This is a genomic window from Chryseobacterium sp. ERMR1:04 (assembly GCF_001297705.1).
In the GTDB taxonomy this organism is placed as follows: Bacteria; Bacteroidota; Bacteroidia; order Flavobacteriales; family Weeksellaceae; genus Chryseobacterium.
In genome coordinates this window covers 1,370,367-1,383,139 of the sequence record NZ_LIRF01000003.1, presented here as the reverse complement: position 1 = coordinate 1,383,139, position 12,773 = coordinate 1,370,367, and the positions used below count along the sequence as shown (strand labels likewise).

Below are 12,773 nucleotides of genomic sequence, written 5' to 3'. Positions count from 1 at the left end.
ATAATAACCATAAAACTTTTAAACCATGAAAAAAGCAGGAGTCATTTGTTTCCTTTTATTTAATCTTTCCCTTGTAAGTGCCCAAACTATTGAGTCCGGAAGCCGCAATACCGCAGGGTATATCAAAAGCGATGGTACAATAGAAAACAAGAGCCATGCAACAGTAGGCTATATTAAAAGCGACGGTACAGTTGAAAATAAAAGTCACGGCACGATTGGTCGCGTCAAAAGTGATGGAACAATAGAAAACAAAAGTGGTTCTACTGTGGGCTATGTAAAAAAAGATGGTACGGTAGAAAACGGGAGTCATTCAACTATTGGTTATATCAAAGATAATGGAACGGTAGAAAATGGCAGTCACAGTACTGTTGGATACGCAAGTGGAATTAAAAAAGAATGGGCAGCAGTGGCTTTTTTCTTCTTTAAAATAGAGTAAAAGATCGTATTGTCCTAATTGAGGATATAAGTTAAAAAAAGCAAGGCTTGGATTTTATAATCTGAGCCTTTGTTTTTTTTGATAATCAACAGGAAGTTGGTTAAAAAAAATTCTATCAATACAGTTACGCAAAAATCTTCTAGGGTGTAGTTCTGCCTGTTCATAGCTTCACTCGCAGTGTTATTACTCCAATTGCAGAATAGAGAGGTCAAAAAAATCACAGGAGAAAAAGAGGAATTTTAACCTTTGAAACTAAGCAACGAATCATCCGCTGCTGAAAAAATAAAGAGTACTGCAACTACAGATTAGGGAGGGCAAAAAACTTTCATAAGAATGAAAAAATAATGAATTTTGAGCTTTGAAATTAAGCAATCAATCATCTTGCTTTGAAAAAAGGAAGGGTACTGCAACTACAGATTACGGAGGGCAAAAAACTTTCATAAGAATGAAAAAATAATGAATTTTGAGCTTTGAAATTAAACAATCAATCATCTTGCTTTGAAAAAATGAAGGGTACTGCAACTACAGAATAGGGAGGGCAAAAAACTTTCATAAGAATGAAAAAATAATGAATTTTGAGCTTTAAAACGGAAATAATAACTAGATCCAAAAAGCATCATCCAAAGAACATAAGCGATAAAGAATAGTAAAGTATTATGGAAAAAAATGAAGTAACCACAAGAGAACAATTAAAAACCTATTTTGAAACAGGTAAACATCCTACAGAAAGTCAATTTTCAGATTTGTTAGATTCTTTAAGACTTAAAGAAGATGTGCTGACCAGTAAAGAAATGATACTCCTTGCTAATAACTTGGCATCTATTGATAATGCATTCATTTCCTATTTGAATTACAACTCGGAGGATGAAAAATTCCCTATAGTGGTTAGTTCACAGGATGAAGAAGATCAAATAATCATTGTGGGTAAAAGTAATAACTATGAAGGAGTAAAAAAATATTTCGTAGGAAGTGCACCCTATACCATTAAAACAAAAGAATTTTCAGCGGAAGGATTAAAAGAAACCGAATACTATTATTTGCGTTACCAAACTGATTTAAACTATATGATGTATAGACTGTTCGGAAATAACCTGCCTACGATTCCTGACAAATTTGAATTTGGAATTCTTAAAGGGAAACAGTTTACTATTGAAATAAACAAGATAGATTATGGAAAAAAATAAGTATTGTAAATACAAATATTAAGTTTATTAATAAAACTGAAGTACCGATTCAATATATGACATATGGAAGTGGAAGTATGTGGAGCCATATATATACAGCTAAAGATATTCTTACCAATCATTACGATATAGGAGATTACTTGACTTTTAATTATAAAGCAGACCTTAGGGAAATTGATAAGTCCATAGAATGCAAGGTTTATAATGAGGATAATGACCAACTTTTAACGACAGCTTACTTAGTTGCTAGACAAAATAATATAAATGTTTCTGGCGGCGGTACAGAATATGGAATCAGAAATGTAAGAATCGAATGTAATTATTATGAAAACATGGAATAATGAAACTGAAAATAGTTGAATAAAACCAACATCTTAAAAACTTTATACCTTTTTAATTAATAGTGCCAGATATACTTATTCTAAATATATCATCCAAAAATACTTCATATTAATGAAATTTATACCTCAAACTAAAAAAATAAGGTTAGCAGCAACTACAGAATAGCAAGGTCAAAAAAATTTATAAGAATAAAAAAAGATGAATTTTGAGCTTTAAAATATAAATAATAACTAGATCCAAAAAGCATTATACTAAGAACATAAGCAGAAAACAATTGTAAAGTATTATGAAAAAAAATGAAGTAACCACAAGAGAGCAATTAAAAACCTATTTTGAAACGGGTAAACATCCGATACAAAGTCAATTTTCAGATTTGATAGATTCTTTAAGGCATAGAGAAGATGTGCCAACCAGTAAAGAAGTGGCAATTCTTGCGAATAGTTTGGCAGCGATTGATAACGGATATCTTTCCTATTTCGTAAGTGGCATTGAAGATCAAAAATTCTCCATAGTTGTAAGCTCAAAGAATGAAGAAGATCAGGTGATCACAACAGGTAATACTCAAAAACAAGAAAAGCGATATTTCTTTGGCGATGCCCCCTATACTATTAAAGCAAAAGATTTTCCGAAAAAAGGATTAGGAAAAACCGCATACTATACAATGAATTATCAAATAAATCAAGGATATTGGATGAGTATACTATTTGGAAATAATCTTCCTGAAATTCTTGATGGATTTGAATTTGGAAAATTAGAGGGTGATTCTTTTAGCTTAAATATGAGCAAGATAGATTTTGGACAGCAAATAAACATTATAAACACAAAAATTAAGTTTGTAAATAAAACTGAAGTATCTATAGAGTATAAAGCACAGGGAGGTTTTTGGGGTGATAAGTACAGAACTGAGGATAGTGTTACCAACCATTATAATATGTGGGATGATTTAACTTTCTTATACAATACAGACCTTCGGGAAATTGGGCAATCTATAGAGTGTAAACTCTTTGACGCAGATAATGAAAGTCTTTTAATGATAGCTTATTTAAATGCTGGACAAAATAATCAAAATACTTGGGGAGGGCAAGCAGTAAGAGTTCGAAATATAAGAATTGAATGTGACTATGCACCTATGAATTAATAAAATTTAAACTATTTAAGTAAAATAGCTTATACCTTTTTTTAATAATGATACTATAATCATTATTCTACCGTAATTATCCAAGGGCAACCTATTGATCTCAGCTTTTTAAGAGTCAGGAATTACAAAATACTCTATTAAAAGCTTTTATCAAAAATAATTGATCTAAAAGTGACAGTCATTGGTGAAATTTCCACAACGCTTGATATCCCATGGGGATCTTGATTCCAATCTTTCCATTAGAAATTCGAATTTATCCTTGACTCTTTGTAAGAATGCAATGATGGATTTGCAATAAAGATTACAAATAATTCTCCGTAACGATATTAATTAACATCTCACTTATGACAATTTACAATTATGAATATACTTTTCTGTAATATTCATTAAAATAACTCCAAAAAACAATCTCATGTCAATACCATTAGATAAAATATACAGCTACTTCAAAGCTAATAAGTTTCCAACTCAGCAACAGTTTGAGGATTCATGGTCTTCATTCTGGCACAAGGATGAGGTTATTATTCCAGTTAATACCGCTACTGTGGATGATTATGATGAATCTGGAAACATTTCTAAATTAGGAAATGTATACACCAAAAATCAGAGTAATGATATGTTTATGTCTTACGGAGATTATACGGACAATAACGGCAATATCTTAGCAGAGAAAATAGAAGCATTAGGTTTAACCACACTTATAGAAGCTGTTGAAACTACAATTTCGAATTTTGCAGACCATTCAGGTTCATATAAATTTGAGGATAATGACTTTATAGCAATTCCCGACAGCAGTGGTAATTTTTCATTGTATCTATTTAAAGGCGGAGCAAAAACGGATAAGACTAATTATCTTCCAACAGGTATTTCCAACGTAACAATCGGAATGGTGGAAGGATTACAGGCTGCCCTAAATACGAAAATGAATAAACCTTCAGGGAATGGCAGTTTTTTTATCAAAGGACTTGGTTCAGAACCTGTTTATGCACCTATATCACCGGTTGCTAACTATTTATTATCATGGGACGGAAGTGATTTTAAAGGATCAAACGTATATTACAATGCGGGTAAACTTGGTGTAGATACAGCTTCACCAACAGAAATGTTTCATTTGAATAATGGTAGGATTCGTTCTAAAGCAATTGTACTTGATGAGAATACGGAAACATTGATTAATCAAATAACATACTTTAATAAAAAGCTGTTATTTACTGACGGTGCAGGAACAAAAAAAACGGTTCTAACAGTTGAAGATTTGTCAACAGAATTTTTGAAATTACCTTCTATCTTAACTTCGACCCAAAAGGAACAATTCGGAATTGATTGGAATAGCCAATATTCTAATGGCTCTTTGAATGTATATAGTATTACACCAACTGTAATGAAAAATAATCATGTGGTAAGGTACCTTGTTCTTCAGGGGCTGAATTTGAATGTAAATCCTACTACAACCTCTATTAAATTTATTCCTATTGGAAATGCTATTGGAATAGGAGAAATTAATTGTTTAGGATTTCAAACGTTTGCTGATGGTAAATCTATGATTGTTTCTATTTATGGAGATTCTTTACAGCCCAATACTCAGTATAATTTGATGGTAAGAATTACTAGTCCCACAGTACAAGTTCACAGAACGACTAGCTTTGTTAATGTAGTTTCTAATATTGATAGTATCGATATTAATACTTTAACTTGGGAAACTAGAGCTTTTACAGCTGGGCAGGAAGGAAATGTTTTAACGACTAATGGTGGATTATTCTCTTATAACTCAAATACAGCAAATAAAGTTTATGCATATGAACCTAATATAATTGTTGCTGCTGCTAAAAGTAATTCTATTTTCGATAGTAATACAAATTTCTATTTAGAAATTAATATGTCTCTTTCTCAGGTAGGAACTAACAGTTATAATGATATTTATGATTTTTACGGTTACTTGGGACTTTTACAAAGTAACATTCCAATTTCCTTAACAGATAATTCATTTTTGAGGGTAATTAATTCGAGTACTAAAAGCGGTCAGTATCAATCTGTACTTGTATGGAATAATATATTATCAACTGCAACAAGAATAGAACCAGGGTATACAAATCAACTAAATGCTAATATTATAATTATGAGAACAGGAAATATATATACTCAATTTTTAACGATTGGAAGTGTTACAATAATTCAATCTATATCATCAACAACAGAAGCTATTTCATTATCTCTCGCTGTTTCTAATGGTACTACGCAGAAAACTATTAACGGCTCAATAGTTCAAGCATTTACATTTTAAATGCAAAATAAATTTATCAAAATTATCCAATAAAAACAATCTCATGTCAATACCATTAGATAAAATATACAGTTACTTCAAAACTAATGAATTTCCAACTCAGCAACAGTTTGAGGATTCCTGGTCTTCATTCTGGCACAAGGGTGAATCTATTCCGACCAATAAAATTATAGGATTAGATAATCTATTACAGAATAAGACAGACAAGAACATTTTTGAAACCCATATTTCAAACCCGGACTCTCATGCTAACTATTTAGCTAAAAAAGATGCATCTAATCTAAGTAATGAAAATGTACAATCTTGGAAAACAAAGCTTGGAGTAGGAAGCCTTCCTCCCAATATTGCAACGGTAGATGCTTATGATGAGTTTGGAAATATTTCTGAATTTGGAAATGTTTATACCAGAGTTCAGAGCAATGATATGTTTATGTCCTATGGAGATTACACAGACAATAACGGAAATATCTTAGCAGAAAAAATAGAAGCTTTAGGTTTAACGACTTTAATAGAAGTTGTTGAGGCTACAATTTCAGAGTTTGCAGAGCATTCAGGCGCTTATGTTTTTGAAGATAACGACTTTATTGCTATTCCGGTGAATAAAGATAATTATTCTCTTTATATGTTCAAAGGAGGTGAAAAAACAGATAAATCTAACTATTTACCTACAGGAATTTCAAATGTTACTATCGGAATGGTAGAAGGTTTACAGTCTTCTTTGAATGGGAAAGTAGATAAGCCGGCTGCAGATGGGAAATTTTATATCAAAAGACAATCGGGAGTTACAACAACTGAGTTATTAGCCGATGAAACGTTAAAATCAGTTGTAAACAGAGGGAATTATACTCCTAAATCTATTAAGTTTGGAGAAGAAACCGATCCTTATTATTTTGGGATAAACAAAACGAATTTTAATCTTTACATCACAAAAAAAGATCCTGATACTGATCCGGCTACAGGAATTGTGAATGTTGGTATTGGCTTTCAATCTCTTGATAATCTAACTTCCGGTAATTACAATAGCGTTGTTGGTAGCTATTCTGGTTCTAAAATATCAACGGGAAGTCGAAACGCTTTTTTGGGTAACCAAGTTGGAGCAGTAACAACAACAGGCTCTGATAATGTTTTCGTGGGAACGAAAACAGGTTTTAAAAATACCGATGGGGCTTATAACACATTCATAGGTTCGAATGCTGGAGTAGAACTAACAAGAGGTACTGATAATACATTTATAGGTTCAGGAGCAGGAATCAATCACGGAAAAGGAACTTCTGGATTATGGGGCAATAATACATTTATAGGTGCTGGCACAGCTACTACAACTCATGCAATGGGAACGTATGGTGATGGTAATGTTGTTATTGGGGGAACGCGCCTTTAGGAGGTTATAATTATTATAAATTAGTTATTGATTGTTACCCGAATTACGTAAGGCATGATCTGGTTAATCCTTTTATTGGTGGAGATTTCATTAACAGAACTTTGAGTTTTGATTCAAACCTCCAAATTAGAAGAACTCTGTTAGCTGATGATACTTTTAAAAGAGTAGCCGTTATGAACGATGCTAATTTGATAGGTTATAAACCTTTATCTGATTTTACAAATTATATTCCGATTAATGGAACGATACCAGGTTCTCCGTTTAAGGGAGTGATGGAATTTTCAACGACCACTGAAAGCAGAATTAAAAGTGGTAACGCTAATGTTATTGTAAACAATGGGGTAGTTGACATGTATATTGGTCCCAATGAATCTGATTTGTCTAATGCTCACTTTAGAATGGATGCAACAAAAGTGTATCTGGGTAAATCAGTAGGTGGAAATGGTAAATTTATTAGTTTTACGGATTCTGAAAACTACATAAGTGTTGGTTCTAATAATAACGGTCCAGGTATAGTGGGAACAGGGTATTGGGGTGATCATTATGAAGACAACTCATTTGTACAAAAAAGTTGGGTTGAGAAAAGAATTGGGGGCCTTGGAAATACGCAATATTCTATACCGTTGTCCGGAACCGAACCAGGAAAGCCTGTAAAAGGAGATATCGAGTTTTCAATTGATAGAGAAAATAAAATTATCAGCGGAACAGCAGAAGTATCAATTTCAAAAGGTGTTGTTGAGCTAAGAACAGAGAATAATAATCTGAGTGTAAATCCAAATCGAATTTCTCTTAATAGTGGTTTAGATGATAAAAGAAAATTCATTGATATTTCAAATGAAAACTCTCATATCGTTATAAAAGCTGATTTAAAAGGGGCTGGTTTGCTCGGAGCCGAATATTACGGAGACAACTATCAAGACAATTCATTTGTACAAAAAGGATGGGTTGAGAAAAGAATTGATGGTATTGGCAACACACAAGGATATATTCCTTTATCAGGTACCGAACCAGGAAAGCCTGTAACAAGAGATATTGAGTTTTCTACTAAAGAAGTGGTTGCAATTAAAAGTGGATTAGCTTCTATTTCAGTAAATAATGGCTATACAGCCATGACTTCAGGAGATCCATCGAGCGATAGTAAAAGTGAAATTCTTGTAAATCCATCTCAAATATCATTGCATAAGGATACAAAAGATAAAGAAAAATATATAAACTTAAAGGAAGGGTCAGATAGAATTGATGTAAAAGCACCTACGTATGGTCCTGGTGTTGTTGGAGCCGAATATTATGGTGATAACTATGAAGACAACTCATTTATTCAAAAAAGATGGGTTGATGAGAGGGTAAAACCTAATTACAAAATCTACAGAGCTCTATTGCAAACAGATGAAAATTCCTATGAACCTAAATTTATAGAATTAGAAAATACAATCGGAAAAATTAGCTGGAAGCGTAATGATGTTGGATTTTATACTGGAATGTTAGGAAAAGCTTTTCCTAAAGGTAGAGTTTTTATCAACAGTAAAATAAACATACCATTTAAAAAATCATCTCTGGTAGATTGTATGGCGGTACGATTTGATGACGACCTTGTGAACTTAAATATTCTTACCCATGGTGAAGTTTATATTCCTATTGATATGGGAGGTGAGGTCGGAATTATTGAAATTTATGTCTATGATTAGAAAATAAGAGCTACTACAATTATAGAATAGGGAAAGTGAAAAACTTTTCTAAGAGCAAAAAAGGATGAATTTTGGACTGTAAATTATAAATAGTAATTAGATCCAGAAAGCAATTCACCTACATTACGGACAATCATAAAAAATAAAAGACTAAAAAAACCAATGGAACCAAAACAATTACAAAAATTATTTACTCATTTAGAAGAAGTTATTACATGGCGTATCAACAATTCTTCAGAATATTTTAATATAGGAGCGCCCGAATTTAGTATTAATGAATATTCGGGTTGTCAATTGGGAGATTATATGTCAGCGAAAGAGTTTACCCATCAAGAAGTTATTATCCTATTAATGGCATTATTACCACGATTGGATCCATCATTGCTAAAGCGCATATATTTAGAATTTCCAAATAGTCCTCTGTTTGACCTGTGTTCAACTAATGACAATGGGAGGCTCTTTTATTCAACAATTCAAACTGTTCAATATATTTTAGGAGGAGATAGCATTTCAGAACGATTGAAAGCACTTGATTATTTCGATCCTAATTCGGTTTTGATTAAAGAAGAGCTCATTGTCTTTTCAAATTCAGTTCAAGAGAATATAGCAATGAATAGCCAGATAAGTGTTCCTCAAGAGGCTTTTAATACGATAATTTTTGGATCAGAATTATTACCAAAAATGAGTAATGATTTTCCGGCAGAGCAGCTACACACCCGTAGATCATGGACCGATTTAATTCTTCCTCAAACTACATTAAAAGAACTTCAAAGTATTGAATCCTGGTACAATAGCAGCCGAATTCTTATGGAAGATTGGGATATGCAGAAAAAACTTAAGCCTGGCTTCCGGGTGTTGTTTTATGGAGAGCCGGGAACAGGGAAAACTCTTGCCGCCAGCCTTTTAGGGAAATACACTCAACGTCCTGTTTTTAGAGTTGATGTTTCCATGTTGGTCTCAAAGTACATTGGTGAAACAGAAAAGCAATTATCTAAATTATTTGACAAAGCAGAAAATAAAAATTGGATTTTATTTTTTGACGAGGCCGATGCTATTTTCGGAAAACGAACCAATGTACGAGATGCTCATGATAAATATGCCAATCAGGAAGTGTCTTATTTATTACAAAGAATAGAAACGTTCTCAGGGCTTATTATTCTAGCATCCAACTTTAAAAATAATATGGATAAAGCCTTTATGCGACGCTTTCATAGTTGTATACAATTTAGTAATCCAAAGCATGAAGAGCGTCTGCGTATCTGGCAGCAAAATTTACCGGAACAATTACAGCTTGATGATATTGATTTAGAACAAATTGCCAAACGATACGAACTTACCGGTTCTAATATTATGAATATAATACAAGATGTAAGCTTAAAAACAATTGCATTAGAAGAGCCTGGTTACAAAGTAAGCGTAGAGATGCTATTAGAAAGTATCAAAAAAGAGTATGTAAAAGAAGATAAAATATTTACATAAAAGTTTAAATTTCAATTAATTTCATTCTCACAACATCTATTTTACTAAAAAAGTTTCAAATAAGCGGTTGGGAGCTGAAAGAGGAGGTTTGAAGCTATTATAGGTTTTACTCCGCCATCATCATAATAAATTATCGTTTAAAAACCTCAAAAGGCGCAAGGATTTTTTATTAATAGCCTTGTTTTCAAGCCTCCTACTTCCCAACCTAATTATTTCATTTAATTTCAAAAATATAACTGATGAAAGCGAAAATACTATTATTGCTCATACTGAGTAGTATCATACTGTGCTGCCGTACTAAACATAAAATTACAACCCTTGAAAAAGAAAGTAGAAAAGAATCCGAAAAAGTAAAAGTTGATTCTTTTAGCTTACAAAACCTGAAAACCAGTCAAAGTAAATCTACCAATGTATTGCTCAATGAAAAGAATAATGAAATATCTGGAGATCTATTGATACAAGGGGAATCTGATGTAGCGAATCCCTTTGTCTTTCATAATGTCGTTGGGGGCGATACTATTCAACTTATTTCTATCATAGGAAACGCAAAATATGCCATCAGTAACCATTATGCAAAGGCTGAATATAAAAAAACAGAGGTTACAAAAGAAAAATCTAATAATAGTATTAAGGATTTAGCACACAGAACGGTTTCAAAAGAAACAATCAAAGAAGCGGCTTCAGAAGTCTCTGAAGAAACAAAAAAAATTAAAGTAAATGGATTTGAAGTCGCAGCCTGGATTTTCATTACTATTTTGGGAATCACTTTAATACTAATCTTTTTCACCTATAAATATTTAAAAAAATGAAAACATCACAAAAAGGAATCAATCTTATTATATCATTTGAAGGCTTCAGCTCCAAGCCTTACCTGGATTCAGCGGGAATTCCCACAATTGGCTATGGTAATACTTACTATCCAGGAGGGAAAAAAGTCACAATGAAAGATCCTGCGATTAGCAAAGAAAAAGGAACTGAATTATTTTCATCTGTTTTACCAACTTACGAAAAAATAGTTAATAGTAAAATTAAAGTAACTCTTACGCAGAATCAATTTGATGCTCTTGTATCGCACACCTACAATACCGGGGGATCCGACACTCTGTTTTCCTTAATCAATAAAAAAGCAGATGCCTCAACTATTAAAGATTGGTTTACTACGAGATATATTACCGCCGGAGGAAAAACGTTAAATGGATTAATCAGGAGAAGAAAAGCTGAAGCTGATTTGTTCTTTTTGAAATAAACAATCCCCACTATTAGGTGGGGAAGACCCTTGTTACTTATTATATTGAAATTACAAAGCAATATCATCCGATTTCATAAAAATACATGTGACTGCAACTACAGAATAGAGAGGTCAAAAAACTTTTATAAGAGCCAAAGAAATATGAAATTTGAGTTCTAAAGAATGCAGATAGCAATTGAATTCAAAAATATTATACTTAAGACAGTAAGCAGAAAGTATTATAGAAAAAAATAATAACAAGGGGAGCATAAGAACCTTTTGAAGAGCGAAATAAACACTACCAAGTACCAAAAGTTACCCATTCAAAAAGAGGTAGAAGTATCCACAACTCGGATTTAGTGGTTGACATTATAACAATATCAATAATTCACTAATTAATAGTGTAATAAAAGAGGTGTGAAATCAAAAATTGCTCAAAAAAAATATAGAATTCTATTTCAAGTAACCGGTTTATTAATAATATAAGCCTTTCCCCAATTATCAATCTTATCAAAACTAATTATATATATCTGTAATTGATCATAGGATTAAATAATATCCTTTTAATTAAATATTTATCCTGTTGTTTTTCTGCGGTGTTACCTAGGATTAAACGAAAATATCTTCAACTGTATTTATATGAGTTCATTTTCCATACTAAATCGGACATATTTTGGTAATAAAATCTTCAATAGGCTCACACTAGCAGGTATTACGGGAATATGAGTAAAAACGGGCATACATAAAACTAATTTTCAATCATCAAATGAGTACACCACTACATACAATTTTCAGTTGGTTTGAAACTGGAGATTTTCCAACACAAACGCAGTTTAAAGAAACATTTTTATCTTTTTATCACAAAGAAGACTTAATCCCTATGGAGGGTATTGAAGGGTTTGAAGAAATTTTTCAATTATTCGCCAGTGCAGAAGCATTTCAAGAGCATTTAAGAGATCCAAAGGCCCATTCGGGATATTTGGCTTTGCTGAATGCTAGTAACCTAACCTCAACTCATGTTAATGACTGGAAAAGTAAACTTGGAATAAGCAATGTTGCTACGATTGACAGTTCTGATCAGTTAGGTAATGTGTACACTAAAATACAAGTAAATAGTTTTGTTGATGAGTTGAAGGATGCGGATAAAGATTTAGCATTGAAGATAGAAAATATTAAAAGGATATTATTGTCTAATGATCTGTCTTTAAATGACTTTCAGGAAATAGTAGATTTTATAAAAAAAAATCGTGCTGATATTGAAGCTTTAAAAGCTATTCCAACAGGAGAATCAAGGGAAGATAAAGTAAAGCTGTTACTTGACTATGATGGGTTAGGCAGCCCGAAAAATCAACAGGAATTTAATAAGAAAATCTATGATAAGGTTTTGCTTATCTCCCAGACTCTTACAAGTGCAGTGGTACAAATCAACGGAAGTGCGGTATTTCCTAATACCCTTGAAACGGAAAATGTGATCATTCAGGCCCGTGATAGTGTTACGGGTAAAAAAATAAATGTTGATGATTATGCAACCAACCAAATCATAGAGATTAAGATGTTCAGCGACATCATTAATCCAATAAACATTCTCATTTTAAAAGTTAAACCATAAAAATATAAAA

11 protein-coding genes and 1 pseudogene are annotated in these 12,773 nt (G+C 32.3%); all 12 read left to right on the top strand.

Going from position 1 to position 12,773, the window contains the following annotated elements; translation table 11 throughout:
* Positions 1 to 25 precede the first annotated feature (25 nt).
* The 12 genes and pseudogenes from AMQ68_RS06325 (at position 26) to AMQ68_RS06275 (ending at position 12,763) form a co-directional block, all read left to right on the top strand.
* Positions 26 to 436 (top strand): 5-fold beta-flower protein, encoded by a 411-nt coding sequence (locus tag AMQ68_RS06325; RefSeq protein WP_054509722.1) that lies wholly within the window; start codon positions 26 to 28, stop codon positions 434 to 436.
* 656 nt (positions 437 to 1,092) lie between these two features.
* Positions 1,093 to 1,620, top strand: a complete 528-nt coding sequence (locus tag AMQ68_RS06320) for a hypothetical protein (protein WP_054509721.1) — start codon at positions 1,093 to 1,095, stop codon at positions 1,618 to 1,620.
* A 56-nt stretch (positions 1,621 to 1,676) separates the two neighbouring features.
* The gene (locus AMQ68_RS06315) at positions 1,677 to 1,961 is read left to right on the top strand and encodes a hypothetical protein (protein WP_054509720.1); all 285 of its coding nucleotides are present in this window, start codon (positions 1,677 to 1,679) and stop codon (positions 1,959 to 1,961) included.
* A gap of 287 nt (positions 1,962 to 2,248) precedes the next feature.
* A complete protein-coding gene (locus tag AMQ68_RS06310) occupies positions 2,249 to 3,100 on the top strand; it encodes a hypothetical protein (protein WP_054509719.1) in 852 nt (283 codons plus the stop codon).
* A 412-nt stretch (positions 3,101 to 3,512) separates the two neighbouring features.
* Positions 3,513 to 5,381 carry a hypothetical protein gene (locus AMQ68_RS06305; protein ID WP_054509718.1) on the top strand — a complete coding sequence of 623 codons (1,869 nt, stop codon included), beginning with the start codon at positions 3,513 to 3,515 and terminating at the stop codon, positions 5,379 to 5,381.
* A 43-nt stretch (positions 5,382 to 5,424) separates the two neighbouring features.
* Positions 5,425 to 6,762 carry a hypothetical protein gene (locus AMQ68_RS06300; protein ID WP_054509717.1) on the top strand — a complete coding sequence of 446 codons (1,338 nt, stop codon included), beginning with the start codon at positions 5,425 to 5,427 and terminating at the stop codon, positions 6,760 to 6,762.
* A 173-nt stretch (positions 6,763 to 6,935) separates the two neighbouring features.
* A complete protein-coding gene (locus AMQ68_RS06295; protein ID WP_123905621.1) occupies positions 6,936 to 8,447 on the top strand; it encodes a hypothetical protein in 1,512 nt (503 codons plus the stop codon).
* 162 nt (positions 8,448 to 8,609) lie between these two features.
* On the top strand, positions 8,610 to 9,926 hold the full coding sequence (locus AMQ68_RS06290) for an ATP-binding protein (RefSeq protein WP_054509715.1): 1,317 nt from the start codon (positions 8,610 to 8,612) through the stop codon (positions 9,924 to 9,926).
* A gap of 239 nt (positions 9,927 to 10,165) precedes the next feature.
* The gene (locus tag AMQ68_RS06285; RefSeq protein ID WP_054509714.1) at positions 10,166 to 10,735 is read left to right on the top strand and encodes a hypothetical protein; all 570 of its coding nucleotides are present in this window, start codon (positions 10,166 to 10,168) and stop codon (positions 10,733 to 10,735) included.
* Positions 10,732 to 11,172 (top strand): lysozyme, encoded by a 441-nt coding sequence (locus tag AMQ68_RS06280; RefSeq protein ID WP_054509713.1) that lies wholly within the window; start codon positions 10,732 to 10,734, stop codon positions 11,170 to 11,172. Before AMQ68_RS06285 ends, AMQ68_RS06280 begins: the two co-directional genes overlap by 4 nt.
* A 587-nt stretch (positions 11,173 to 11,759) precedes the next feature.
* A pseudogene (locus tag AMQ68_RS25550) lies at positions 11,760 to 11,880 on the top strand (IS1595 family transposase); the annotation flags it as partial.
* A gap of 40 nt (positions 11,881 to 11,920) precedes the next feature.
* Complete coding sequence (locus AMQ68_RS06275; protein WP_054509712.1) at positions 11,921 to 12,763, top strand: hypothetical protein; 843 nt, start codon at positions 11,921 to 11,923, stop codon at positions 12,761 to 12,763.
* Positions 12,764 to 12,773: the final 10 nt, after the last annotated feature.